The following is a 25448-nucleotide window of genomic DNA, read 5'->3' as shown; positions in this document are numbered from 1 at the left end:
GATACCGACGGCTCTCGGTGCGACACTGCTCGCAGTGCTCATCTTCGGCACCGTGCTCGCCCTCGACGCGTACTCCGTGCGGGGCGACATCGAAGACGCGCGGGCAACAGTGACGCAGCTGCAGGTGGCCGCCGGGCAGCGCGACATGGCCAGCCTTCCCGAACTCGGCGACGAACTCGCGGACTCGGCCACCCGCGCCGTCGAGCGCACCGAGAGTCCGCTGTGGCGCGCCGGCGAGTTCGTGCCCGTGCTCGGCGAGAACCTGCGTGGAGTGAGGTTCGTCGCCGAGAGCGTCGACGGTCTATCACGCGAGCTCGTGTCGCCGGCAATCGAGCTCGCGAGCTCATTCACGCTCACCCGCGACCCTGCGACCGGCGCGTTCGACACCTCGCCGGTCTCCGCTGCACGAGACATCCTCGCCGCGGCGAAGCAGAATGTGTCGGATGCCGCTTCCGAGCTCGACAGCGTGAACACCGATCTCACGCTGCAGCCGGTCGGTGAGGCGGTCGACGAGTACGCGGGCGTGCTCGGCGACATGGGGCGCATGCTCGACCAGTCGCAGGCGGGAATCAGTGCGCTCGGTGCTCTGCTCGGCATCAACGGGCCGGAGACGATCGTCCTGGCGTTCCTCAACAACGCGGAACTGGCACCCCTCGGCGGCGGGCCGGCCGCGCAGTTGCTGCTCACGGTCGACAGCGGCCGTGTCGAGGTCGTCGAGCAGGTGTCGAGCTGGGACTTCGCCGAGGGCACACCGGCCCCGGTCGAGGTCGACGAGAGCGCGCGCATGTTGTACGACGAGATCCTGACGTCCAACATCAACGCGTCCTTCAGCCGGCCCGACCTCCCGACGGCCGCGAAGATCCTCGACGCGCAGTGGCAGCGGATCCGCGGCGTCCAGCTCGACGGCGTCATCTCGGTCGACCCGATCGCGCTCGCGATGATCCTCCAGGCGACCGGCCCGGTGACGGTCTCCTCCGGAGAGGTGCTCGACTCGGGAAACGCGGTCAGCATGCTGCTGAACGAGTCGTACCTCCGATACGACGGCCACACCGAGGCCGACGACTTCTTCGAGCGAGCTACCTCTGCGGTCTTCGATCGGGTGATGGCCGCCGACTACGACGTCTGGGCGATGGCCGACGCGCTCGTGCACGCGGCAGATTACGGCAGCCTCATGATGTGGAGCGCCGACGCCGAGACTGAGGCGTTCACCACCGGAACGCGGCTGCAGGGCACCCTGCCGACGACGAACGACCCCGAGACGGTGCTCGGCGTGTACTTCCGCGACCGTTCGTCGTCGAAGGTCGACTTCTACCTTCACGCCGATACGGTCGTGACCACGAACTTGTGCGACGCCGATGCGCCGACCTACACCGTCGAGACCAGGATCTGGTTCGACTTCCCGCCGGGCATCGAGCTTCCCGACTTCGTCGAAGGCGAGTTCTTCGACTTCTACCGCACCGAGGTGTTCGCGTACGGTCCGGTCGGTGCATCCGTCAGCAACGCGGCCGTGCTGGAAGCGGGAACCGCGACCGCGACGGGGCCGATCGTCGACGATCTCGGCAGGCCCGCGGTGAAGTACACGGTCGACCTCGTGCGGGGGCAGACGGGCGTCGTGCGATCGACCTTCGCGGGCGTTCCGGGGGAGTACGGGCCGACCCTCGTGCGCAGCAGCCCGATGATCAACCCGATCGCGATCACGATGCAGGATGCCCCGTGCGGGTGATTCCCGCCCCCGACCCAATGCGGTAATCAACCCCCTCATGCTCTGCCTGGTGCCGGGGTTAGGGTGGGCGAGAGCGCATGAACCGCTGCCGTACCCGACGTCCATGGTTCCGCACCGCACGCTTCTGGGTGCCGACCTCGATCGGCGCCGTGCTTCTCGGGCTGGCTGCTTGCGGCGCCGTGCTCGCCTTCGAGGCGTTCGCCGTGCGCGACGACCTCCAGGACGCGCAGGCCGGCGCCGCCCGGCTCCAGGTCGCGGCGGCTGAACGCGACACCGAGAGTCTGCCTCGGCTCGCCGACGACCTCGAGGAGTCGACCGCCCGTGCCGTCGAGCACACCGAGAGTCCGCTGTGGCGCGCAGGCGAGTCCGTGCCGGTGCTCGGCGAGAACCTCCGCGCCGTGCGCATCGTCGCCGAGAGTGTCGACGGGTTCTCGCGCCAGGTCGTGTCGCCGGCAGTCGAGTTCGTGAGCTCGTTCACGCTCATCCGCGACCCTGTCACCGGTGTGTTCGACACGGCACCGATCTCGGCCGCACGAGACATCCTCGACGCGGCGAAACGGAACGTGTCGGATGCCTCGACGGCGCTCGCCGGCGTGAACACCGAGCTCACGCTGGTACCCGTCGGCGAGGCCGTTGCACAGTACGAGGACATGCTCGGCGAAATGACGGACCTGCTCGACCAGGCGGGGGCCGGGGTCGCGGGACTGAGTGCCTTGCTCGGTGTCGACGGACCGGCGACCATCGTCCTGGCATTCCTCAACAACGCGGAACTGGCGGCGCTCGGTGGCGGGCCTGCCGCGCAGACACTGCTCAGCGTCGACAACGGGAGCGTCACGGTCGTCGAACACGTGACGAGCTACGACTTCCCCCAGGGCGTGCCGGCCGACGTCGCCGTCGACGAGAGCGCGCGTCTGCTCTACGACGACATCCTGACGGCTCACATCAATGGGGCATTCAGCCGGCCCGATCTCCCCACCGCGGCGGCGATCCTCGGCGCGCAGTGGCAGCGGATCCGCGGCATCCGGCCCGACGGCATCATCTCGCTCGACCCGATCGCGCTCGCGATGATCCTCGAGGTGACCGGACCCGTGACCGTGTCGTCAGGAGAGGTGCTCGATTCCGGCAATGCGGTGAGCCTGCTGCTGAACCAGGCGTACTTCCTGTACGACGGCCGGACCGAGGCCGACGACTTCTTCCAGCGGGCCGCTGACGCGGTCTTCACCCGGGTGATGGCCGCCGACTACGATCTCTGGGCGATGGCCGACGCGCTCAGTCGCGCGGCCGAATACGGCAGCCTCATGGTCTGGAGCTCCGACCCTGAGACGGATGCGCTCACCGCCGGAACACGGCTGCAGGGCACCCTGCCGACGTCGAACGACCCCGAGACGGTGCTCGGCGTGTACTTCCGCGACCGCTCGTCGTCGAAGGCCGACTTCTATCTCCATGCAGAGACCGTGGTGACCACGAACACGTGCGACGCCGCTGCGCCGGGCTACACCGTCGAGACCAGGATCTGGTTCGACTTCCCGCCGGGCATCGAGCTTCCGGTGTTCGTAGAGGGAGAGCTGTACGACTTCAACCGCACCGAGGTGTTCGCCTACGGTCCGGTCGGGGGCTCTGTCGTCGAGGCGGCCGTGCTGGAAGCGGGAACGGCCACCGCGACGGGGCCGATCGTCGACGATCTCGGCCGGCCCGCGGTGAAGTTCACGATCGACCTCGTGCGCGGCCAGGCGGGCGTCGTGCGAGCGACCTTCGCCGGCGTGCCGGGGGAGAAGGCGTACGGTCCGACGATCGTGCGCAGCACGCCGATGATCAACCCGATGACCGTCACGTTGCAGGATGCCCCGTGCGGGTGATCGCCTGCTCGTGCGGCCGTGCCGTCACCGACGTGACGCGACGAACTCCTCGACCGATCGGCGGATCGGAATCTTGGGCTCCCAGCCGAACTCGTCACGGAGCCGGTGGGCCGACCCCACGATGACTCGAGCATCGGTGGCACGGATGCGGCGCTCATCGATCTCGAGCCGCGGCACGGAGCGTCCGAGCGATTCGCAGATGTAGCCGAGCAACTCGATGCCGGCACGCGAGCGACCCGACGCGACGTTGTAGATGACCTCTGACGTGGTCGGAGCCGCTGCGAGCAGCAGGTAGGCGTCGACGACGTCACGCACATCGGTGTAGTCGCGTTGGGTGTCGAGATCGCCGATCAGGAGCGGCTCATCGGCCGGAAGGGCAGCGAGCGCTTCGGTGAGGTCGGGCACGAGGAATCCGCCCGCCTGCCCGGGCCCGATGTGATTGAACGGGCGCACGATCACGCAATCCATGCTGCGCTCGCGATAGTAGAGCAGCTGGCTCTCGACGAGGAGCTTGCTGACCACGTACGGCGACGCATGCCTGATGGGCGACTGCTCCGTGCGCGGGGTCGCCTCACCGCTCGCGTCGTAGACCGCACCCGTGCTCGCGAGCACGACTCGGGGCCATTCGTCGCGGGGGCGCTTCAGGATGGCCTCGCCGAGGCTCGTCACCATCGCGCTGTTGTCGCAGATATAGCCCTGCGGGTCGTCGAAGGACGGCCCGACTGCGGCGCGGCCGGCGAGGTGCACGACGACGTCGCCGAGTGCGTCGTCAGGCCATCCCTCGCGAAGATCGGCCACGTGCGATTCGTCGAGCGAACCGTCGAGCGTGGGATCGTCCAGCGGCCTGTGGCCGATGCCGATGACATGGTGGCCGGCGGCGGTCGCGGCGCGAGCCAGATGCCGGCCCACGAAGCCGTCGGCTCCGGTGATCGTGATCCTGAGTGTCGGGCTTCCTGAGGTCGACCTCGTCATACCCGAACGGCAGACGATTGCAGGCTGAGGTCGTGCGCCACCATGCGTGAGACGAGGCCCGGGAAGTCGACCTCGCGCGTCCATCCGAGCTCTCGCTCCGCCTTGGTGGGGTCGCCGAGCAGGATGTCGACCTCGGCGGGCCGCATGAATTCAGGGTTCTGCACGACGTACGGCCGCCAGTCGTCGATGCCGATCTCAGCGAAGGCGAGGGTGAGGAACTCCTCGATCGAATGCGTCTCGCCGGTCGCGAGCACGAAGTCGTCGGGCACCTCGTGCTGCAGCATCAGCCACATGCCGCGCACGAAGTCGCCGGCGTAGCCCCAGTCGCGCTTCGGCCAGAGGTCGCCGAGTTCGATCGTCTCCTGCAACCCGAGGCTGATTCGCGCGACGGCGTTGGTGATCTTGCGCGTGACGAACTCGAGGCCGCGTTTCTCGCCCTCGTGGTTGAAGAGGATGCCGCACGCGACGAACATGCCGTAGCTCTCGCGATAGTTCTTCGCGATCCAGTGGCCGTAGAGCTTGGCGACGCCGTAAGGGCTGCGCGGGTGGAACAGCGAGTCCTCGTTGTAGCCGGCGCCGGGGCGGTTGTAGTCGAGGCCGCCGAACATCTCCGACGTCGACGCCTGGTAGACCTTCGTGGTTCCTGCAAGGCCCGTGACGCGCACCGCCTCGAGCACGTTGAGCACGCCCATACCGGTGACCGAGGCGGTCAGCGTCGGGTTCTTGAACGAATAGCCGACGTGGCTGATCGCCGCGAGATTGTAGAGCTCGTCGGGCTGTGACGCCTCGACCGCCCGCACGATGGACGTGGGATCGGTGAGGTCGCCCTCGATCAGACGCACGTAGGGCAGTTCGCGCGAGATCGTTTCACGTCGCGGGTTGTTCTGCCCGCGGATGATTCCGAAGACCTCGTACCCCTCTTCGTGCAGCAACTCGGCAAGGTGGCCGCCGTCTTGCCCCGTGATTCCCGTCAGAAGTGCCTTGCGTTCGCCTGCCATCGCTCCCCGCTTGCTGTGGTTGGTTCCCCGTGACCCTGTCGGCATTGACGTGTGGGTGTTTGATTGTACGGACAGTATGCAGGGTGCGGGCATGCGCTTCCTAGTCAGTGCCGCGCGATGAGACGATACGGAGGAAAGCCTCCGTATCGTCTGCAGTGAGAATCACCCGCGAACGTGGGTCGCGCGTGGCCTATTGTGTAACCCATGTCCTCGCAGCACCTCGCGTTCGAGCCCCGACTCGACCGATCCGAATCCCCCTCGAGCGTCGGTATCGCGCCGTTCGTCGTGCTCTTCGTGTGCACCGGGAACATCTGCCGTTCGCCCATGGCCGAGGTCCTGCTCGGCGATCGTCTCGAACGCGCGATTCGCTCGTCGTGGCCCAAGGGTGCCTCAGGCGACGACGCGCTCTGGGCCGAGTCGAAGCCCTTCGCCGTGCGCAGCGCCGGTACCGCGACGGATGCCGCGCTCGAGCAGCCGGCCGAGGTCGCCGACCAGTTGCGGCGACTCGGTGCCCCGCCCGTGCTGCACACGACGACGGCGCTGACCGCCGAGCTGCTCGAAGACGTCGATCTCGTGATCGGCATGACGCGCGAGCACCGCAGGGCTGCAGTGAAGCTCGCTCCGAGACTCGTCACGAAGGCGTTCACGCTCGTGGAGTACGCTCGCGTCGTCGACTCGTTCCGGGCATTGCCCGTCGACGCTTCGACCCCCCAGTTCGAGGCACCCGATGTCGCTACCTTCCTTCGGCTGACGAGCACTCGTGCGAGCCGTCGGCGCGGAATGGTTCCGCCGCCGTCCGACGCCAAGGCCTTTGATATCGCCGATCCCTATCGCAGGAAGGCAGATGTCTACACGGCAGTGGCCGACACGATCTCGAAGTCGGTTGATGACATCGTGAACGCGCTGACCGAACTCGCGGGTCGCTGACACCCCTCAGGGGCGGATACACTACGAGTCAGACACGGGACGGCCGCTCTCTGAGCGGCCGTTCGCAGATTGCCGAAGACGGCGATCGAAGGTGACCGCAGCAAACGCTGGGGGGACGGCGCCTGTTCGTGCCGATGAGTGCTGTCGGCGCGGAATGAGCTGCCTCGTGGGCGGAAGGGGTGCGGTCTGTGGAGTTGCGGGATTTCGTCGACACGTTGCGACGACGTTGGCTGAGCGTTGTCATCTTGACGGCGCTGGGGCTCGCGGTCGCAGCGGTGCTCGCCTTCACCGCCACCCCGATCTACCAGGCCACGACCCGCATCTTCGTCTCGACGCAGTCCGTCGGCTCGGCGGTCGAGGCATTCCAGGGTTCGAGCTACACGCAAGCGCGAATGCAGTCGTATGTCGAAGTGACGACCGACCCCTTGGTGCTCGACCGCGTGATCGAGGAACTCAACCTCGACACAAGCGCCGAGGCGCTCGCCGGCGCGATCAGCGCGCGAGTCATCCCCGACACGGTGCTCATCGAGATCGTCGCCTCCAGCGAGACTGCTGAAGAGGCGGCCGAGATCAGCAACTCGGTGGCGCATCACTTGCGCGACGTCGTCATCGACGATCTCGAGGAGCAGGTCGGCGATGACAGTGCCCTCGTGAACCTCACGGTGGTCAAGCGAGCGATGGAGCCGCACAGCCCGACGTCGCCGTCGATCCCCCTCTTCATGGTCGTCGGCGGGGTGCTCGGGCTCATCGCCGGCCTCGCATTCGCCTTCGCGCGCCAGGCACTCGATACCCGTGTGCACAGCGAGCGCGATGTCACAGCCACGACCAAGCATCCCGTCCTCGCAGGCTTCCTCTTCGATCCGACCGCCGCGAAGCAGCCGCTCACCGTGCACGCGGGGCCGCGCAGTCCCCGAGCAGAGGCATTCAGGTCGCTTCGAACGAGCCTGCAGTTCATCGACTTCGGCGCCAGGAGCCGAGCGCTCGTCGTCACCTCGTCGCTTGCTTCAGAGGGCAAGTCGACGATCGCGGCGAATCTCGCGATCGCACTCGCGGATGCCGGCAAGTCGACGCTGCTCATCGACGCCGACCTTCGGCGCCCGAAGGTCGCCGAGTACATGGCCGTCGAGGGCGGCGTTGGGCTCAGCGACGTGCTCGTCGGCCGCGCGACGCTCACCGAGACGCTCCAGCCCTGGGGTGAAGAGGGGCGTCTGTTCGTGCTTCCGTCGGGCTCGCGACCGCCGAACCCGAGCGAGCTGCTCGGGTCGGATTCGATGGCCGAGCTCCTCGAAACGCTCCGCGGCGAGTTCGAGCAGATCATCATCGACGCGCCACCGCTGCTGCCGGTGACCGACGCCGCCGTGCTCAGCAAGGTCACCGATGGCGCACTTGTGGTGTGCGCCGTCGGGCTCACACGTACGACCCAGCTCTCACACGCCTTGGGGGGACTCGAGAACATCGATGCCAAGGTGCTGGGACTGGTAGTGAACATGCTCCCGACTCGAGGCCCGGATTCGTACGGCGCCTACGGGTACGAGTATGTGGAGAAGTAGGTCACAAATGGGGGGTACGTATGGGAGACCGAAATGCCAGAGAGCCGCACCCGAGTGGCGATCGCTCACGACTACCTCACGCAACGAGGTGGCGCCGAGAAGGTGGTGCTCGCGATGGCGCGGGCCTTCCCCGACGCGCCGATCTACACCACGCTCTATGAGCCAGCCGGCACGTTCCCCGAGTTCGCGTCACTCGACGTTCGGCCGTCCGCGCTGAATGCAGTGGGCCCCCTCCGGCGTAATCACCGCGGCGCACTGCTCGCGCTGCCGTTCGTGTCGAACTCCATCACGATCGATGCCGACATCGTGCTCACGAGCAGCAGCGGCTGGGCGCACGGCTTCCGTACCAACGGGCAGAAGCTCGTGTACTGCTACTCACCCGCTCGCTGGCTCTACCAGAGCGACGTCTACCTCGGCGATCGTGGCGGAGTGAAGCGTGCGATCATCGCGACGGCGGGGCCGGCGCTTCGCGCCTGGGACCGTCGGGCCGCGGCATCCGCTGCTCGCTACCTGGCGATCTCGTCGGCGGTGCAGGACCGGATCCTCAATGCGTACGGAATCACTGCGTCGGTGCTCTCCGCGCCGCACTCGATCGACACGACGCAGCCCGAAGAGCCCGTGCTCGGGGTCGGCGAGGACTTCTACCTGTGCATCTCGCGACTGCTGCCGTACAAGAACGTCGATCGGATCATCGAGGCCGTGTCCGAGACACCCGAGCGTCGCCTCGTGATCGTCGGCTCCGGCCCCGAAGAAGCACGACTCGCGCACCGGCTGCCGCGCAACGTCACGATGCTCAAAGACTTGACCGACGGGCAGCTGCACTGGCTCTACCGCCGCTGCCGTGCGATCGTCGCCGCGAGCTACGAGGACTTCGGGCTCACGCCCATCGAGGGCGCGGCATTCGGCAAGCCGAGCGCCGTGCTGCGGTGGGGCGGATTCCTCGACACGGTCATCGAGGGCACGACCGGTGTCTTCTTCGATGAGCCCACGCCGGGCGCGATTCGCGACGCCCTCGATCGCATCGAGGTGACGGACTGGCACCGCGAGTCGATCCTCGCGGCGACCGACCGGTTCTCCGAGGCGCGATTCCATGAGGCGCTCCGCGACGCGATCGCCGCGATGGCACCGATGGCACCCAGGGCACCGATGGTGATGCAATGAGACTCGCCCTCCGCGGAGTGATCGCCGTGCTCGGACGTGGCTGGCCCGTGCTGGTCATGTTCACCGGGCTCGGGCTCCTCGGCGGGCTCTCAACGGCTCTGCTCGCGACGCCGAGGTTCGAGGCGACCGCTCGCGTGTTCATCACCTCGACTGAAGCCGACACGCCGCTCGACAGCCTCGCGCTGACGATCTACGCGCGCCAGCGCCTGCAGTCCTACGCCGAGGTCGTGAGCTCGCCGGCGGTGCTGCGCCCCGTCGCCCTCGAACTCGATCTCGACGCGAGCGTCGAGGAGCTCGCCTCGAGGGTGACGGCGACGCCGGTGCCCGACAGCCTGCTGATCGAGATCGTCGCCGCGAGCCGATTCAACACCGAGGCGCCCGCGATCGCGAGTGCGGTCGCACGCGAGCTCGTGCAGGTGATCGAGCTGCAGCTCGAGTCGGAGATGACCGCCGAAGGCAGTGCGCTGCGGGTCACGGTCGTCGAGAACCCCGGCATTCCCGTCGCCGCCGCCTACCCGCACCTCGTACCATCCGTGTCGGTGGGTGGGATGGTCGGGTTCGTCATGGGACTCGGCGTGATGCTGCTCCGGCATAGCTTCGATGCACGGGTGCGCGGACTGCGCGACGTGCAGGCCGTCACGTCGCTGCGAGTCATCGGCACGATCGCCCGCGACCGCAAGGCCGACCTCATGACGATCGCGCTCGACGATGACAGCCGCGTCGCGAAGCAGTTCCGGAGCCTGCGCACGAACCTCCAGTTCTTCGGGTTCGAGGCGCGCAACCGCAGTGTGCTCGTGGTCGGTGCGCGGGGCGAGCAGGGCACGACGACCGCCGCCGTGAACCTCGCGCTCGCGATCGCGCAACTCGGACGCCGCGTGCTCCTCGTCGACGCCCACCTGCGGAGCCCCGAGATCTTCGATCTGCTCGGGATGCCGCCGGCGCCCGGCCTCACCGACGTGCTCATCGGAGCGGCGAATCAACGCGACGCCGCCAGGTCGTGGGACGAGGTGCCCGAGCTCTTCGTCATGACCGCCGGGACCATCCCGCCGAACTCCAATGACGTACTCGGCTCCGTCCGCATGCGAGCGATCCTCGACGCGTTCTGCGATCGATTCGACGACGTGGTCATCGACGGTGGTTCGGCGAGCGCGACCGCCGACGCGACAGCGCTCGCGAGCGTCGTCGGCTCGACCGTGCTCGTGGCACGCGCCGGCCATCTTCGTCGAGCACACCTGACGGCGGCGATCGACGCGCTCGAGCCGAGTGGCACGCTCGTCGGGATCCTCGTCAACGACCAGCCTTCGATCGGTGTCGACGCCATGGAGGAGATCGCCGCCACCATCGGTGATTCGATGCGAGCGACGCGGCCGAGCCGCAGGGAAAGGGTATCCGGATGATCCGCAAGCTGTGGGAGCACGCAGGGGTCGTGCTCTTCAACCACTTCTTCACGCACTTCCCGTCGCATCGGGTGCGGCAGGCCGTGCTCCGCCTGTGGGGTGCGAAGATCGGCGCGGAATCGGCCGTCTTCCGCGGAACGACGGTGCTCGGCATCGACGGGATCCGCATCGGCGAGGCATCCGTGATCGGATTCCGTTGCCTGCTCGACGGCCGCGGTGGCCTCACGATCGGCGACAACGTCGTGATCGCGAGCGATGTGCACTTCATCGCCGGCCATCATCTGCCGAACTCCGACGATTTCGGCTACGTGCTCGAGCCCACCCTCATTGAGGACTACGTGTGGATCGCCAGCAGGGCGACCGTGCTCGAGGGCATCACCGTCGGCCGCGGCGCCGTCGTGGGCGCCTGCTCGCTCGTGCGCCGATCCGTCGAGCCGATGCAGATCGCCGCCGGTATTCCGGCGAAGCCGGTGGCCGTGCGCACGTCGGCTCTCACCTACCGACCCGTGTACCGGCCGAAGCTGTTCTGATGACCGAGCTCGCAGCAGCCACCGAACGTGCAACATCCACCGAAACAGCGAAAGGGGCATCGATCGTGAAACGAGTCTGGGACCGATTGGGCGTCGTGTTCTACAACTTCTTCATCACCTACATGCCGGGACACTGGCTGCGCCTCGGCGTGCTGCGCCTGTGGGGTGCCGAGATCGGCAAGGACACCTCGGTCTTCCGGGGGACGACGGTGCTCGGCATCGACAAGCTCCGCATCGGCGAAGCCACGGTGATCAGCTTCCGCTGCCTGCTCGACGCCCGCGGCGGCCTCACGATCGGCAACAGCGTCGTGATCGCGAGCGATGTGCACTTCATCACCGGGACCCACTTCCCCGACTCCGACACCTTCGAGTACACGCTGCTGCCCATCGTCGTCGGCGACCATGCGTGGATCGCGAGCCGTGCGACCGTGCTGCCCGATGTGACCATCGGGCGGGGCGCCGTCGTCGGTGCGACGTCGCTCGTGCGCGACGACGTCGCCGAGATGGACATCGTCGCCGGCGTCCCGGCGAAGGTGCGCGGGCAGCGCGAATCGGCCCTCGCCTACCGCCCGACCTACAAGCCCCCGTTCTTCTGACGTGATCGATCTCAGCCAGGCTCGACTCGTCTACATCGCTCCCAAGGCAGGGGAGAGCGGTGTCGGCGACTATGCCGACGAGTTCATCGACGCAGTGCGGCCGCATTTCGGCGAGACCGTCGAGTTCCGGCACCGCGGGCCGGGATGGGCGACCCTCCGGCAACTTCTGGGCCAGTGCCGGGAGGTGCGCAGGATCGTGCGCGACTCCGATCGGCACACGATCGTGCACACGGAACAGAGCGGCGGGGCGCTGCTGCCGTTCTGGGGTCCCCTCGGGCTTCGCGGCGTGCAGGTCACGTCGACGGTGCACGATCCGCCCCTCACGGTGTGGTGGCCGTTCCGCACGCGCATCGCCGCACGCATCAGGATCCTCGGGCACGGGATCCACTACACGTTCCGCCGGCCGCTGGCCCGGCTCGAGACGAAGGTGAACCGGGGACGCACCCTCGTCGCGCTCAGTCGCACCGGCGCACGCGAGCTCGCCGTGGTGATGAAGGGGTCGACGATCGCGTCGTCGTCGCTGTTCGTGCCGAAGCGGCCCGATCTCGACCCCGTCACCGATCGGCCGATGGCGATCGGCCTGTTCGGCTACGTCTACCGGGGCAAGGGATTCGACGTGCTCGCCGACCTGCGTGAGCACCTCGATCCGAAGATCACGATCCGCATCGCAGGGCGCGGCACCGAGGAGTTGCCGCCGCTCGACGGTGTCGAGATCCTCGGCGAAGTGCTCGACGACGACGAGGACGCCTTCTTCAACTCCATCAGGCTGCTGCTCGTGCCCTACAACCCGCGCCACATCTACGGTCGCGAGGCCTTCCCGGCGGCGAGCACCGTCAGTCGCGCGATGGCGTACAGCACCCCCGTGCTGTGCCGCGGACATGGTGCCCTCCGCGAGCTCGCGGAGGACGGCGGTGCGGTGGTCGTCGACGGCGGCGCGGCAGAGCTCGCGGCCGCGGCGAACGAGCTCCTCAACGATCCAGGTCGCCTCGTCGAGCTGCAGGCCGAGGCTGATCGTCTCCGCACGGATCACGCGGCGGAACGCGTCATCGACGACTATCTCGAGATCTGGAGGGCAGGATGATCCTCAGCCGACTCTTCAGCCCGAACCTCATCAAGGCGGGCGTCGCCTCGGGCTGGGTGCTCGGCGGGCGGGTCATGGGGCTGCTGTGGACCGCGCTCCTCATCTTCTCGCTCGGTCTCGGCGACTACGGTGCCTACGCAATCGCCTACGCGATCTCGGCCATCATCGCCGCCCCCCTCGACAACATCTTCCTCGTACGCTCGCTGCGCGTGAGCGACGAGACGTTCAGGTCCGAACGTGCCACCCGCGTCTGGGTGGGCGCGGCACTGCTCATCGTGGGGTGCGCGCTGTTCCTGCCGAGCTTCATCGTCGGCTTCGCCTTCATCGTGGCGGGCGGCGAGATCCTCTTCAACAGCGTGAAGAGCTCCTTCCTTCGCGACGGGCATCCGAACGTCGTCATGCGGTACGACGCGATCCGGCAGGCGGCATCCGTCGCGATCGCCGCCGCCTACCTCTTCACCGTGCCCGACCCGCGGCTCGAGATGACGGTGGCGCTGTACAGCATTCCCTATGTCGTCGTGCTCGTCATGGCGATCCTGCAGGGACGGGGCAGCCGTGCGGCGGTGCCCGGATCGTTGCGCGAGATGCTGTTGCTCTGGTTCGACGCCATGGCGCTCGCCCTCTACCTGCAGGGTGACGTGTTGCTGCTCGGCATCCTCACGAACGATGAAGTCGCCGGAGCGTACTCGCTCGTGTCGGTGGTCGCGCTCGCGGCATCCGCGTTCGCGCAGATGTTCGTGCACACCTACCATGAGCGACTCCGCAGCGCCGGCGGCAACCCCGGCGTGGGTCCGAAGCCCGCCGTCACGGTCGTGATCTCGGTGCTCCTCGGGGGCGCCGTGCTGGTCGTCGGGCTCGTGGCGATGGCACTCGGAAACGAGGAGAACGTCGGAGCGGTCCTCGTGGCCATGAGCTTCTTCGTCGTGCTCCGCTCGACCTCCCTCGTGCTCACGACGATCCTCTACGTACAGCACCGCGACGGCCATCGTGTCGCCGCCGGCTGGATCGCCGGAGCGGTGAAGCTCGGGCTGCTGACGCTCCTCGCCTTCGCCGGGCTCGGCGCACTCGGTGCGGCGTTCGCGAGCATCGTCGCGGAGCTCGTGCTCGTCATCTGGTACTCCCGAGTCGTCTACTCGTGGTCTCCAGAGCTGAGCCTCACGTCGCCGGAGAAGACCGAGCAGCCGGTGCGCCTCCTGCCGCCGATCGTCGAAGGGTGGCCGCGATGAGAGTTGCGACCTTCCTGCTCGCGAAGGACCCGACGATCGACCACGGCGGCGACATCGCGCTCGCCCGCCTCGTGATGGACCTCGCCCGCGCCTCGCTCTCGGTCGACTCGATCTGCCTCTCGCGTGCAGGGGAGCCGTCGCCGGATTCGACGGTGACACGTGTGCCGAAGCCGCCGGTGTCGCTGCCGAAGCTCATGCTGCGGAGCCTGCGCCACCGGCGGAGCGTCGTGCATTCGCGATTCGACGTCGCGGCGTTGCGCGCGGAGATCGACCGCCGGCAGCCCGACCTCTTCGTGGCCGAGCACAACTACATGGTCGAGTCGTTCCTCCGAACGCGCCACCGAGGGGTGACGCCGCTCGCGCTCAACACCGTGAACTCCGAATCGATCGTGTGGCGGGCGAACCGCGGACTCGGTGGGCGCATCGAGGCGCCACGCATCGTCGCCGACGAGTTGCGCACCGCGCGATCGGCCCGATCCGTTGGCACGTACGACCGGGAGGAAGTCGACTTCTACCGGCGCGGCGGCGTCGGCCGGGTGCACTGGCTCGACATCACCCTGCCGCCGGCGCGAAAGGCGCCGATCGCGGCATCCGACCCCCGGCTCGTCTTCCTCGGCGATCGCACATGGCCGCCGAACCACGAGGCCTTCGAGCAGCTGGTGCAGTGGTGGCCCGACATCGCGCGCGGGATCCCCGGGGCCGAGCTCGTCGTCGTCGGCAAGCGGGCGCCCGGCTCCACGCCGAAGGCCTTGCCCGACGGGATGACGGATCTCGGCTTCGCCGACGACCTGGAGGTGGTGCTCAACTCCTGTCGCGCGTTGCTCGCGCCCGTGCTCACGGGTGGCGGCGTGCGCGTGAAGCTCCTCGAGGCGGCGAGCCGCGGTCTTCCGGTGGTCGGAACGACCGCCGCCCTGGGCTCGCATGCGCCGGTCTTCGGCATCGGCACGAACGACGGCCGCGAGGCCTTCGTGGAGCAGTGCCGGCGTTTCCTGGTCGATCGCGCCGCCGCGGCGGCGGAAGGTGACCGGCTCTACGACCTGAACCAGGACCGATGGCAGCGGCAGATGCCGCACGCACGCGTGGGCGAATGGCTGGCCCCATGAGAATCGTCGTCTGGATCTTCGCCGCGATGACACCGCTTGTCGCGGCGTTCCTCGCGAGCGATGCCGCGCCCGGGCCCCGCATCATCGCGCTGCTCGCGATGGGGTTCCCGCTCGGCATCTGGGTCGCGCTCCGCCGGCCGCTGTGGATCTATTGCGCCTACGCCTTCAGCCTGGCCTCGGTGCCGTTCGGGGTGCTGCCGTCGTCGCCGCTCCCGCTCGTGCTGCTGCTCGGCGTGAGCATCGGGGCGACCGCGGTGCTCCAGCTCCCGTCGGGCCACTCTCGCCCGTTCACGAGCATGGAGTGGTGGGTGCTCGGGCTCGTCGTGACCTCCGTACTCTCGCTCGCAGTGACGTTCTCGACGAGCTACGACCTCACCGAGTTCTCCAAGTGGCTCATCGCCACCTCGACCCTCTTCGCACTGCTCCGGCTCCAGCCCGACCGGCTCGACCTCGTCGGCCGCTGGTACGTCTTCGGGGCGGTCGGCGCGAGCCTGTTCGCACTGGCGATGCTGTTGTTCGATCGTGCCGGGAACATGCTCTCCCTGCTCTCGTTCCTCGGGTACGGCACAGCCGGCGGCACCAACCTGCGCTACGTCGTCGGCGAGGGCGAGATGACGGTGCGGCTGACCGGCACCTACGTCGACCCGAACGCCGGCGGGCTGTTCCTCTTTGTCGGCGTGTTGCTCGCCCTCGCGCTGTTCCGCGGGCTCTGGCAGGTCGTGTTCACGGGCATCGTGCTGCTCGCGATGACGCTCACGCTGAGCAGGTCGGCACTGCTCTCGATCGGCGTCGCGTTCCTCATCTTCCTGGCCGTGCAGAACATGCGCTTCGGCGGCAAGCTGCGCATGGTGGGCTTCGCCGCGATCGTCGGTGCAGTACTGCTCGCGATCCCGGCGATCCAGGAGCGCATCCTCGGCTCCTTCGGGTCGAACGACGTGGGTTCCTCGGCGCGCGCCGACGCCCTCCGCGACTACCCCAAGCACATGGACGGCAACTGGTTGTTCGGGCTCGGCTGGGGCCGCATCGAGTTCCGCGACGGATCCGTGGGCATGGCGGTGAACCACGTGGCGAACGCGCCGCTCCTCTCCGTGTACCGGGGCGGCATCATCGTGGGCCTGTTCTTCTGCGCCGTGCTCATCTACGGCCTCGTGCTCTCCTATCGGGGGCTCCGACGATCGGAAGCCCGCCACGGCTTCATCGGTGCCGGATTCATCGGGTTCACGCTCGTCGCGCTGCAACTCGACTTCCCGGTGATCACGATTCCCTCGGTGGCGGCGCTCTTCGCCTTCTTCCTCGCGAACCTGCCGACCTCCGACAACTACCTGACCCACCCGGTGGCGATTCCCGTCACCGAGCGGGATGAGCTGCCGCGCAGCATCCGACGAACCCGGGAGGTTCTGACATGACCGGCATCACTGAGACGGCGGTGTCCGGCGCGCCGCGAATCGCACCTCGCAGTCGCCTGATCGGCCTCGATGGCATGCGCGGGGTGCTCGCGCTGTCCGTGATCATGGTGCACACGCTCGGCGCCGTCGCTCCCGCCGTGATGGCACAGACCCATCTCGATCTGGCCGGGCAGGTGATCGTGATCTTCTTCGCCCTCTCGGGCTTCCTCATCTACTGGCCGTTCGCCACCCGCATCATCGACGGACGCGACACGCCGTCGCTGCGCAGCTACTACCTCGCCCGGGCCTTCCGGGTCTATCCGGCCTACATCGCCATCTTCCTCGTCGCGAACTACGTGCTCGCCGGCTCGTTCCTCCACAACGCGATGGAGTCGATGGTCCCCTACACCGACGACGGCACCGGCACGATCACCAACCCGTTCGAGGTGCTGCTGCACCTCACGCTCATGCAGAACTACGTGCCGAGCGAGCTGCAGACGGGCATCAACTCATCGTGGACCCTCACGGTCGAGATCACGTTCTACGCGGTGCTGCCGCTGATCGCACTCCTCGCTGCCCGTGTCGCCAACCGCGGTGGCCGCAACCGGTACCTCGTCGCGGCAATGCCGGGTCTCGTGCTCTTCGCATTCGGCATCCTCATGCGCGTGCTCGGTGCGGTGGCCTTCGCCTTCTCCGACCTGACGCTCCTCGATGCGGAGTGGGGCCCCAACTGGCTCGGCGTGTTCTCACGCAGCTTCTTCATCTGGTCCGACAACTTCGGTGCGGGGATGGTGGCGGTCGTCGTCTTCATCGCAGCGAAGAAGGGCGTGCTCACGCACGTCGGCAAGCTGCGGGTGCGTACGGTGGCGGTGCTCGTGACGATCTTCGCGATCCTGTTCGCCGCGATCGCCCTCGTCGTGCTGCCGAGGTTCATCAGCACCGCGGTGGCAGTGGCATCCGCCGGCCTGTTCCTCGCGCTCCTCCTGCCGACCTCGAAGGGCCGGGTGCCGGTCGTCGCATCGACACTCGACGTGCCGCCGTTGCACTACGTCGGACTCATCTCCCTCAGCACCTACCTGTGGCACTACCCGGTGCTGCTCACCGTCATCCGGCTGGGATGGTACGGCACCGACACCCCGCTCGGCGCGCTGCAGAGCTTCGCGTTGGTGACCGTGCTGAGCATCGCGATCGCGACGGTGACCTATTGGCTGATCGAGCGGCCGGCCCAACTGCTGGCGGCGCGCAAGCGCGTCGGCGTCCGCGACCGCGGCAAGGTGAAGGAGACCGTCACGGTGTGACGGTCGCCGCGCCCCCGCCCGGGCCGCTGCCTTCGAGGGCCTCGACCGCCTCGGTGAACAGGCTGGCCACCAGCTCGTGGCCGGCGGCGTTGAAGTGGGCGCCGTCGGCGGTCATGCCCGCCTGGAGTGCCAGCGGGTCGGCGGGATCGGTGAGGGCCGCGTCGGCGTCGACCACCGCATCGAGGCCGAGCGGCTTCGTGCGGATCCAGGTGTTGTAGGCAGTGCGCGACGCGTCGACGTCGGCCTTGTTCGAGCGCGGCGGCTCCGTGAAACCGATGATGCGAGCATCAGGCCACAGCTTTCGTGCACGTTCGACGAGCACCTGCATCGAGGCCTGCACATCGGCGAGCGTGCGACCGGATGCGAGGTCACTCGAGCTGCTCCAGATGCTCACGTAGTCGGGAACCGCGCCGGCGTAGGTCATCCACTTCGGTGACTCCGGGCCGAAGCTCGTGGTCCACGCGCCGGAGACCGCGAGGGTGGAGGCCGCGCCACCCACCGCCCGGGCCCACTGTTGCGGCCACGACGTGATCTCGCCCTCATGCGGACTCGCAACGGGGTCGACGTTGCCGGGGGCGTTGAGCGAGTGGCCGATCGAGAAGAGCACCGGCGTATCGGGCGCGACGGTGTGCTCGATCCAGATGTCGAGGAGTGAGGCGCTCGGATTCCACGTGCCGAGGGCGTCCTCGACGCCGCCGAGCTTCGAGGCGCCGAGGAGGTCGAGCCACGAGACTCCGCCCGTCACCGCGAGGGGGATGCCGGTGTCGGCACGCAGCCCCACCGAGAGCAGCATCGGCGTCTCCGCGTCGAGCGGGACATCGCTCGCGGAGATCCAGGGACTCGTGTACGTGGCGCCGTCGGTGATGGGGCCGCCCTCGGCCACGTAGGCAGGCTTCTCGGCGTAGGCGGAGCTCTCGGGGTCGTCTCCCTGCCGGCCCATCCAAACGCCCGTGATCTCGAGCGCGCCCTGCACGGGCTCATCGCTGAGGTAGTTCCAGTTGCGCACGTGGATGCGGAAACTCGTGGCGTCGGCCGCGAGCGTGAACGGGAGGCGCTGCACCGCGTCGAGCGGGGCGTCGGCGAACTGCTTCGCCACCGCCGCCGTGTGGCCGAAGCTGTAGTCGACCAGGCGGCCCGCCCCCGGACCATCTGAGCGAGGCACCGGTTCGGTGGCGTCGACGGGGACGCAGCCGGCGAGCAGCAGGCTCGCCACGGCTGCGAGCGCCGTGAGTGCTCGTCGTGCGCGGACGCTGCGGACGCTTCGTTCAGCCATGGACCACGATATTAGGGGGCGATTGTTGCGGCCATATGATGACAACTGGCGTATCGGAAGAATTCGGGGGAGACGGGCATCTCACAGCACACAGGGCGCACGATGCGTATCGTCCGCAGGGTCGCATGGTGGGTGCTCGGTGCCGTGGCGGTGGCAGTGGCGATCGGCGCGGCGGGCATCATCATCTCCGGATTCTCGGCGCGCGGTGAGCTCGAGCGGGCGCTCCCGCTCGCGGCATCCATCCAGGCCGGCCTCGTCTCCGGTGAGACGAAGCAGCTCGAGGCCAACGTCGACGCATTCGTCGAGCACACCGAGGCGGCGTCGCGCGCAATCGACAACCCGTTCTGGAAGATCGGGGAGCGGATGCCGCTGCTCGGCCCCAATCTCGAGGCGATCACCGTCACGACGGGCGTCGCCGAGGCGGTCGCCAAGGGCGCGGTGCGCGAGGCATCCGGCATCGAACTGAACGCGTTCCGCCCGCAGGGCGGACGACTCGACATCGAGGCCGTGCTCCGCACCCAACCCGCCGTCACGTCTGCCGACGAGACGATTCACGCGGCGGCGCGACTCATGGACGAGATCGACACCGACCAGCTCATCGGACCCGTTGCCGTCTCCGTGCTGCAGCTGCGGTCGGAGCTGCACCGGGTCGGCGACATCACGGCGGGCCTCTCCCTGGCGGCGCAGATCCTGCCCGACGCGATGGGTGCGTCGGAGCCCCGCAGCTACCTGCTGATGTTCCCGAACAACGCTGAGTTGCGGAGCCAGGGCGGCAATGTCACGGCATTCGCGATCCTGTCGGTCGACCGCGGCGTGATGACCATCGAGCCGAGTCTGAATCCGTTCGCCGAGACCGCGATGCTCGACCAGCCGCCGCTGCCGGTCGACGACGGGCTCGTGGAGCTCTTCGGCGCTGAGACCGGGCGCACGATGGACTCCGTGACCATGACGCCCGATTTCCCGACCACGGCGGCACTGGCCGCGGGCCTCTGGAGTGAAGCGGCCGACCGGCAGTTCGATGGCGTCCTCTCGGTCGACCCCGTGGCCCTCAGCTACGTGCTGGAGGCGATCGGGCCGGTCACGCTCGACGACGGCGGTCAACTCGCATCCGACAATGTCACGCGAGCGCTCCTCTCCGACGTCTACGCCCGCTACCCCGACGGCGCGGCCCAAGACGCGTACTTCGCCGGAGCCAGCTCACTCGTCTTCATCGCCGTCGCGGCGGGCCAGGGATCGTTCGTCGACCTCATCGAGCAGCTCGCCCGAGCAGCCGAAGAGGATCGCCTCCGGTTCTGGCTGGCCGATCCGAGCGAACAGGAGCTGGTTGCGCGAACCGGGCTCGAGGGAGCCTTCGCGGCCGATGACGACACGGCGACGACGATCGGCGTCTTCGCCAACGACTACAGCAAGACGAAGCTCGACTATTACCTCGATGCCACGCTCGACGTGAGCGCCAACCGTTGCGAGAGCGCATCGACGCAGTTCTCCGTCGCCGGCACCCTCACGTCGAGCGTGCCGACGTCGGGGCTGCCGGGGAGCCTCACGAGTCCCGTGCTCCCGGCGGGCGAAGTGCTCACCCGTATCGAGGTCGTTGGGCCGAACGGCGCTGCGATGACGGGCGCGCGGCTCGGAGACCAACCGTTCGACAACGCCGATGTCTCTGCACTCGACGGTCGCTCTGTCGTGACCGTCCCGATCCTCCTGCAGCCGGGCCAGACCGTCTCGTTCGAGGTGCTCTTCGAGGGCGAGGGGCTCGACTACGCCGAGCTGAAGGTGCGTGACACCCCGATGGTGAGGCAGACGCCGCTGCGCATCTACGATGCACACTGTTGAGCGGCAGATCGATCCGCGCCCGAGTGCTCGATTCCTCGCCCTTGAACGCTTCCCGAGAGGCAGACGAATGGTCATCCGACTCCTGCTCACCGTGTACATCGCCGCGGTGGGCGTCATTGCGTTCTGGCCTGTGCCGGTCGACCAGGGGATGCGCATCGGCGTGCTCCGGTTCGCGGCGTTCGTGCGCGGCAACGGGTTGATCGGGCTTCAGTACGAGCACATCGAGTTCGCCGCCAACGTGCTCATGTTCATCCCCCTCGGGCTGCTCCTCACGCTCGCACTGCGCCCCCGACTGGCACGGTGGGTGCCGCCGCTCGCTTGCTGCGCCGCGTCGGCGATGATCGAGCTCGTGCAGTTCACGCTGCTGCCGCAGCGCTTCACCACGGTGAGCGACGTGATCGCCAACACGCTCGGCGGGGCGATCGGGTGGCTGATCGTCTCGGCGGTCGTCCGCGTTGCGAACGCCAAGGGCCGGCAGGCCGGCGCGAGCTGAGGGATCGAGTCGTCGTCACGTCGTTCCCGCGAGGCGACGCGTACGCGTGGCGTGCTTCGATAATCAGGCACATTCAATGGCCGTAGTGGACAATTGACACGCCTGTGTGCACGCGCCGGCACAACTTCTCGAAGGAGCACTATGCGAATCTCGGTGATCGGTTGCGGCTATCTCGGTGCCGTGCATGCCTCGGCGATGGCCGAACTCGGCCACGAGGTGATCGGCATCGACGTCGACGAGCGCAAGATCGCCGCGCTCGCCGCGGGGCGCCCGCCGTTCTTCGAGCCCGGCCTCCCCGAGATCCTCACCTCGGCGACCGCCACCGGTCGCTTGCGATTCAGCACCGACATCGCGGATGCCGCGGGCTCCGAGGTGCACTTCCTCGCGGTGGGCACCCCGCAGACCGCCGGCACGAACGCCGCTGACGTCTCGTACGTCGACGCCGCATTCGAGGGGCTGCTCCCGCATCTCGCCGAGGGCGCGCTCGTCGTCGGCAAGAGCACGGTGCCGGTCGGTACCGCCGCGCGCCTGGCCGGCCGGCTCGCTGAGGCGGCGCCGCACGCGAGCCTGGCATGGAACCCCGAGTTCCTGCGCGAGGGGTTCGCAGTGAAAGACACACTCGAGCCCGATCGACTCGTCTACGGAATCGCGCACGAGCACGTGACCTCCGTGCTCGACCAGGTCTACCGGGCCGCGATCGAGGCCGGCACGCCGCGTCTCGTCACCGACTACGCGACGGCCGAGCTCGTGAAGGTGGCGGCCAACGCCTTCCTCGCCACCAAGATCAGCTTCATCAACGCCATGGCCGAGATCGCCGACGCCACCGGAGCGGATGTCACGGCCCTCGCCGACGCGATCGGGCATGACGCCCGCATCGGCCGGCGCTTCCTCAACGCGGGCATCGGCTTCGGGGGCGGCTGCCTGCCCAAGGACATCCGGGCGTTCACGGCCCGCGCCGAAGAGCTCGGACGCGGCGAGTCGCTCGAGTTCCTGAAGGAGGTCGACACGATCAACATGCGGCAGCGAAAGCGAGTGGTCGACCTGGCCGTCGCTGCGCTCGGGGGTTCGGTGCATCGCTCGAGGATCGCCGTCCTCGGCGTCACCTTCAAGCCCGAGTCCGACGATGTGCGCGACTCGCCTGCGCTCGATGTCGCCGTGCAGCTCAAGGGCCTCGGGGCAGAGGTGGTTGCGACCGATCCCGAGGGAATCGAGAACGCGCGGTCGAGGCATCCGCAGCTCACGTACCTGGAGTCGACCCGCGAGGCGCTGCGCGACGCCGATCTCGTGGTGCTCGCAACGGAATGGCGCGAGTACCGCGCGCTCGATCCCGACGCGACCGGCCGTCTCGTCGCCGGTCGCCGCATCATCGACGGGCGCAACGTGCTCGACCCGGCGGCATGGCGCGCGGCCGGCTGGCAGTACCGCGGACTCGGCCGGCCCTGACCCATGGCCATGCCCATCGAAGCGTACGCGGTCATCGGCGACTGCCGCACGGCGGCGCTCATCGGCTCGGATGGGTCCATCGACTGGTTCTGCGCGCCCCGGTTCGACGCGCCCTCGGTGTTCGGCGCGCTACTCGGCGATGAGGAGCAGGGTCGGTGGAGCCTCCGGCCGGCGGATGCCGCGGCAACGGGCTCCCGGGCCTACACGCCCGACACTTTCACGCTCGTCACGCGCTGGGTGACTGCCGAGGGCGAGGTCGAGGTCGTGGAGTTCATGCCCCGCGTGGGTCACGGCGGCGGAATGTACGGCGCGGCGGGTTCCGAGCGGCGCAGCGACGTGATCCGGCGCGTGCGCGGAATCCGGGGACGCGTGGTCATGCAGCAGGAGCTGCGCGTGCGATTCGACTACGCGTCGTCGCTGCCTTGGATGCGCCAGGTGGGCACGGCGCAGGCCCCGGCGCTGCTCGCCGTCGCCGGACCCGACGCCCTCGTCGTGCGCGGCCAGAAGCTCGTGGCGCGCGACCACCGCCACGTTGGCGACTTTACCGTGGCGGCGGGTGAGACGGTGGACGTGCAACTCACCTGGTATCCCGCTCACCTGACGATGCCCGACGCGCTCGACGTCGACGCCGTGCTCGCCGCGACCGAGGCGTGGTGGCGATCGTGGGTGCAGTCGTGCGTCGAACCGGGCGCTTACGACGAGGCCGTGCGACGCTCGCTCCTCGTGCTGCGACTTCTCACGCACGAGGCGACCGGGGGCATCGTGGCGGCCGCGACGACCAGCCTGCCCGAGGACTTCGGCGGAGTCCGCAACTGGGACTACCGCTACGTATGGCTCCGCGATGCCGCCCTCACGCTCGAGGCGCTCCTGCATCACGGCTTCACCCAGGAGGCGCAGGCGTGGCGGGGATGGCTCCTCCGCGCGATCGCGGGCGACCCGGCCGACGTGCAGATCATGTACGGACTCGCCGGCGAGCGCCGCATCCACGAGTGGGAGGTGCCGACATTGCCGGGTCACGGGGGCAGCGCACCGGTGCGCGTCGGCAATGCGGCATCCGAGCAGTACCAGGCCGACATCTTCGGCGAGGTGATGATCGCGCTCGACGCGACGCGACACCGCGGCATCGACGAAGACAGATTCTCGTGGTCGCTGCAGGTTGCACTGCTGCGCGAAGCCGAGCGCCACCTCGATCGGCCCGACTCGGGGATCTGGGAGATCCGCGGCCCGGGCCAGCACTTCACCCACTCGCGCGCGATGCTCTGGGCGGCCTTCGACCGCGCGATCTGCGCTGTGGAGCACGACGGGCGGAGCGGCCCTGTCGACCGGTGGCGCTCCATCCGCGCCGACCTCGCCGCACGCATCGAGCGCGGCGGGTTCGACACCTCGCTCGGCAGTTACGTGCAGTTCGAGGGCTCGACCGAGGTGGATGCCGCGCTGCTGCAGCTCGCGCAGATCGGCTACGTCGCCTACGACGACCCCCGCATGCTCGGCACCGTCGACCGGATCGAGCGCACCCTGCTTCGCGATGGGCTGCTGCGGCGCTACCGCACCGAGGCCGAGGTCGACGGCGTGCCCGGCGACGAGAACGCGTTCCTCGCGTGTTCGTTCTGGCTCGTCGAGCAGTACGCCCACACCGGCCGCCTCGACGAGGCGGCAGCACTCATGGATCGCATCCTCGGCTACCGCACCGACCTCGGCCTCCTCGCCGAGCAGGCCGACCCGCGCACCGGTCGACAGGCCGGCAACACCCCGCAGGCGCTCTCGCATCTCGCGCTCGTGCGGGCCGCCGACGCGATCGCGCACGCGCGGGGCATCGCGGCGGAGGGCGCACTCGCGAGCGCGGCGAGGAGCTCTCGGGGCCGGCCGGGCTCAGGGCGGCTCGGCGGCCGCGTCAGCAAGGCTGAGCGGGCGCGTCAGCGCGGCTGAGCGGGCGCATCAGCGAGGCTGGTCGGCCGGCAACCGTCCGGATGCCGCCGCTGCAACGCCCTGCCGGCCGAGCGCCCGATCGAGTGCCACGATCGCGACCGCGCCGAGCACCGCGCCGACGGCATTCGCGAGCACGTCGCGCGCATCGACCGTGCGCGCCGAGATGAACAACCCCTGCGCCGCCTCGGCGGCGACGCTCACCGCCGCTCCCACTGATGCTGCCGTGGCCACGTCCCTGGCGCGCGGGTCGCGAGCAGCCGCGACCCAGAGCGCGCCGAGCGGCGCGAACAACGTGGCGTTCGCCCCGAACTCAACCCACGGATAGCTCGCCCACGCGGGGATGCCGAACCCCTCGAGGAAGGTCAGGATCGGCCTCGACGGAAACAGTCCACCCTCGCCGTCGACGTGCACGGGCCACAGCAGCACGATCCCGAGCGCCGCCGCGTATGCCACGGCGCACGCGACGAGCCACCAGCGCCGCCGATGGGTCGGCCGGCTCGCCGCGTCAGCGGCCACGAGGCATCCGCGTCGGGCGCGCGCGGCCGGATCGATTCGTGCTCATCCGCTCAGGCTAGCGGCGCGAGGTTCCCACGAGGTTCCCGCGAGGTTTCCTCGATACGACGGGGTTCTTTCGCCGTGCGCGGGCTCGCGCCCGGGTGCAGAGTTGTCGCGTGTTC

Annotated in this window: 21 protein-coding genes; 17 read left to right on the top strand and 4 right to left on the bottom strand. The window is 68.6% G+C overall.

Annotated elements, in window-relative coordinates:
• Positions 1–34 precede the first annotated feature (34 nt).
• A complete protein-coding gene (locus J7E25_RS07710; RefSeq protein WP_214869467.1) occupies positions 35–1723 on the top strand; it encodes a DUF4012 domain-containing protein in 1689 nt (562 codons plus the stop codon).
• Between the two features lie 128 nt (positions 1724–1851).
• Positions 1852–3579 (top strand): DUF4012 domain-containing protein, encoded by a 1728-nt coding sequence (locus J7E25_RS07705; RefSeq protein ID WP_214869466.1) that lies wholly within the window; start codon positions 1852–1854, stop codon positions 3577–3579.
• A 24-nt stretch (positions 3580–3603) separates the two neighbouring features.
• Here the strand turns inward: J7E25_RS07705 and J7E25_RS07700 are convergent, their stop codons facing one another.
• Positions 3604–4551, bottom strand: a complete 948-nt coding sequence (locus J7E25_RS07700) for an NAD-dependent epimerase/dehydratase family protein (RefSeq protein WP_214869464.1) — start codon at positions 4549–4551, stop codon at positions 3604–3606.
• Entirely contained in the window at positions 4548–5549 is a 1002-nt protein-coding gene (locus tag J7E25_RS07695; protein ID WP_214869462.1) for a GDP-mannose 4,6-dehydratase, read from the bottom strand. Before J7E25_RS07695 ends, J7E25_RS07700 begins: the two co-directional genes overlap by 4 nt.
• A 204-nt stretch (positions 5550–5753) precedes the next feature.
• Here J7E25_RS07695 and J7E25_RS07690 point away from each other — a divergent pair, with 204 nt between their 5' ends.
• From J7E25_RS07690 to J7E25_RS07640, 11 genes are all read left to right on the top strand, one after another.
• The gene (locus tag J7E25_RS07690; RefSeq protein ID WP_214869461.1) at positions 5754–6476 is read left to right on the top strand and encodes a hypothetical protein; all 723 of its coding nucleotides are present in this window, start codon (positions 5754–5756) and stop codon (positions 6474–6476) included.
• Between the two features lie 188 nt (positions 6477–6664).
• Positions 6665–8026 (top strand): polysaccharide biosynthesis tyrosine autokinase, encoded by a 1362-nt coding sequence (locus J7E25_RS07685; RefSeq protein ID WP_214869459.1) that lies wholly within the window; start codon positions 6665–6667, stop codon positions 8024–8026.
• A gap of 33 nt (positions 8027–8059) precedes the next feature.
• On the top strand, positions 8060–9187 hold the full coding sequence (locus tag J7E25_RS07680) for a glycosyltransferase (protein WP_214869458.1): 1128 nt from the start codon (positions 8060–8062) through the stop codon (positions 9185–9187).
• Positions 9184–10584, top strand: a complete 1401-nt coding sequence (locus J7E25_RS07675; protein ID WP_214869456.1) for a polysaccharide biosynthesis tyrosine autokinase — start codon at positions 9184–9186, stop codon at positions 10582–10584. The genes J7E25_RS07680 and J7E25_RS07675 overlap by 4 nt, the downstream gene beginning before the upstream one ends.
• Positions 10581–11114 (top strand): acyltransferase, encoded by a 534-nt coding sequence (locus J7E25_RS07670; RefSeq protein WP_214869454.1) that lies wholly within the window; start codon positions 10581–10583, stop codon positions 11112–11114. The genes J7E25_RS07675 and J7E25_RS07670 overlap by 4 nt, the downstream gene beginning before the upstream one ends.
• 65 nt (positions 11115–11179) lie before the next feature.
• Positions 11180–11710 (top strand): acyltransferase, encoded by a 531-nt coding sequence (locus J7E25_RS07665; protein WP_214869453.1) that lies wholly within the window; start codon positions 11180–11182, stop codon positions 11708–11710.
• 1 nt (position 11711) lies between these two features.
• Positions 11712–12791, top strand: coding sequence for a glycosyltransferase (locus J7E25_RS18310; protein ID WP_214869451.1), 1080 nt, complete (start codon positions 11712–11714; stop codon positions 12789–12791).
• A complete protein-coding gene (locus tag J7E25_RS07655; RefSeq protein WP_214869449.1) occupies positions 12788–14017 on the top strand; it encodes a lipopolysaccharide biosynthesis protein in 1230 nt (409 codons plus the stop codon). The genes J7E25_RS18310 and J7E25_RS07655 overlap by 4 nt, the downstream gene beginning before the upstream one ends.
• The gene (locus J7E25_RS07650) at positions 14014–15120 is read left to right on the top strand and encodes a glycosyltransferase (protein ID WP_214869448.1); all 1107 of its coding nucleotides are present in this window, start codon (positions 14014–14016) and stop codon (positions 15118–15120) included. The genes J7E25_RS07655 and J7E25_RS07650 overlap by 4 nt, the downstream gene beginning before the upstream one ends.
• Positions 15117–16526 carry a hypothetical protein gene (locus J7E25_RS07645; RefSeq protein WP_214869446.1) on the top strand — a complete coding sequence of 470 codons (1410 nt, stop codon included), beginning with the start codon at positions 15117–15119 and terminating at the stop codon, positions 16524–16526. The genes J7E25_RS07650 and J7E25_RS07645 overlap by 4 nt, the downstream gene beginning before the upstream one ends.
• Positions 16523–17803 carry an acyltransferase gene (locus J7E25_RS07640; protein WP_214869445.1) on the top strand — a complete coding sequence of 427 codons (1281 nt, stop codon included), beginning with the start codon at positions 16523–16525 and terminating at the stop codon, positions 17801–17803. Before J7E25_RS07645 ends, J7E25_RS07640 begins: the two co-directional genes overlap by 4 nt.
• On the opposite strand, the gene J7E25_RS07635 is transcribed toward J7E25_RS07640, so the two are convergent.
• Positions 17793–19076 carry a GDSL-type esterase/lipase family protein gene (locus J7E25_RS07635; RefSeq protein ID WP_214869443.1) on the bottom strand — a complete coding sequence of 428 codons (1284 nt, stop codon included), beginning with the start codon at positions 19074–19076 and terminating at the stop codon, positions 17793–17795. The genes J7E25_RS07640 and J7E25_RS07635 overlap by 11 nt on opposite strands.
• Before the next feature lie 102 nt (positions 19077–19178).
• Here J7E25_RS07635 and J7E25_RS07630 point away from each other — a divergent pair, with 102 nt between their 5' ends.
• The 4 genes from J7E25_RS07630 to J7E25_RS07615 all read left to right on the top strand — a co-directional run bounded on the left by J7E25_RS07630 (position 19179) and on the right by J7E25_RS07615 (position 24771).
• Positions 19179–20909 (top strand): DUF4012 domain-containing protein, encoded by a 1731-nt coding sequence (locus tag J7E25_RS07630; RefSeq protein WP_214869442.1) that lies wholly within the window; start codon positions 19179–19181, stop codon positions 20907–20909.
• A 67-nt stretch (positions 20910–20976) separates the two neighbouring features.
• Positions 20977–21402, top strand: a complete 426-nt coding sequence (locus J7E25_RS07625; RefSeq protein ID WP_214869440.1) for a VanZ family protein — start codon at positions 20977–20979, stop codon at positions 21400–21402.
• 141 nt (positions 21403–21543) lie between these two features.
• Positions 21544–22845, top strand: a complete 1302-nt coding sequence (locus J7E25_RS07620; protein WP_214869439.1) for a UDP-glucose/GDP-mannose dehydrogenase family protein — start codon at positions 21544–21546, stop codon at positions 22843–22845.
• A 3-nt stretch (positions 22846–22848) separates the two neighbouring features.
• Positions 22849–24771 carry a glycoside hydrolase family 15 protein gene (locus tag J7E25_RS07615; RefSeq protein WP_214869437.1) on the top strand — a complete coding sequence of 641 codons (1923 nt, stop codon included), beginning with the start codon at positions 22849–22851 and terminating at the stop codon, positions 24769–24771.
• Positions 24772–24780: 9 nt separating this feature from the next.
• Here the strand turns inward: J7E25_RS07615 and J7E25_RS07610 are convergent, their stop codons facing one another.
• Positions 24781–25287 (bottom strand): VanZ family protein, encoded by a 507-nt coding sequence (locus J7E25_RS07610; RefSeq protein ID WP_214869436.1) that lies wholly within the window; start codon positions 25285–25287, stop codon positions 24781–24783.
• Positions 25288–25448 lie beyond the last annotated feature (161 nt).

The sequence above is a fragment of the Agromyces sp. ISL-38 genome, assembly GCF_018613935.1.
In the GTDB taxonomy this organism is placed as follows: domain Bacteria; phylum Actinomycetota; class Actinomycetes; order Actinomycetales; family Microbacteriaceae; genus Agromyces.
The sequence above is the reverse complement of the archived record's forward strand: the minus strand, read 5'-3'. Positions and strand labels throughout refer to the sequence as shown.

Excerpts from the sequence above, each read along its gene's own strand:
- J7E25_RS07700 (WP_214869464.1), bottom strand. The coding sequence starts at position 4,551 with ATGACGAGGTCGACCTCAGGAAGCCCGACACTCAGGATCACGATCACC.
- J7E25_RS07695 (WP_214869462.1), bottom strand. The coding sequence starts at position 5,549 with ATGGCAGGCGAACGCAAGGCACTTCTGACGGGAATCACGGGGCAAGAC.
- J7E25_RS07690 (WP_214869461.1), top strand. The coding sequence starts at position 5,754 with ATGTCCTCGCAGCACCTCGCGTTCGAGCCCCGACTCGACCGATCCGAA.
- J7E25_RS07680 (WP_214869458.1), top strand. The coding sequence starts at position 8,060 with ATGCCAGAGAGCCGCACCCGAGTGGCGATCGCTCACGACTACCTCACG.
- J7E25_RS07675 (WP_214869456.1), top strand. The coding sequence starts at position 9,184 with ATGAGACTCGCCCTCCGCGGAGTGATCGCCGTGCTCGGACGTGGCTGG.
- J7E25_RS07670 (WP_214869454.1), top strand. The coding sequence starts at position 10,581 with ATGATCCGCAAGCTGTGGGAGCACGCAGGGGTCGTGCTCTTCAACCAC.
- J7E25_RS07655 (WP_214869449.1), top strand. The coding sequence starts at position 12,788 with ATGATCCTCAGCCGACTCTTCAGCCCGAACCTCATCAAGGCGGGCGTC.
- J7E25_RS07650 (WP_214869448.1), top strand. The coding sequence starts at position 14,014 with ATGAGAGTTGCGACCTTCCTGCTCGCGAAGGACCCGACGATCGACCAC.
- J7E25_RS07645 (WP_214869446.1), top strand. The coding sequence starts at position 15,117 with ATGAGAATCGTCGTCTGGATCTTCGCCGCGATGACACCGCTTGTCGCG.
- J7E25_RS07640 (WP_214869445.1), top strand. The coding sequence starts at position 16,523 with ATGACCGGCATCACTGAGACGGCGGTGTCCGGCGCGCCGCGAATCGCA.
- J7E25_RS07635 (WP_214869443.1), bottom strand. The coding sequence starts at position 19,076 with ATGGCTGAACGAAGCGTCCGCAGCGTCCGCGCACGACGAGCACTCACG.
- J7E25_RS07630 (WP_214869442.1), top strand. The coding sequence starts at position 19,179 with ATGCGTATCGTCCGCAGGGTCGCATGGTGGGTGCTCGGTGCCGTGGCG.
- J7E25_RS07625 (WP_214869440.1), top strand. The coding sequence starts at position 20,977 with ATGGTCATCCGACTCCTGCTCACCGTGTACATCGCCGCGGTGGGCGTC.
- J7E25_RS07620 (WP_214869439.1), top strand. The coding sequence starts at position 21,544 with ATGCGAATCTCGGTGATCGGTTGCGGCTATCTCGGTGCCGTGCATGCC.
- J7E25_RS07615 (WP_214869437.1), top strand. The coding sequence starts at position 22,849 with ATGGCCATGCCCATCGAAGCGTACGCGGTCATCGGCGACTGCCGCACG.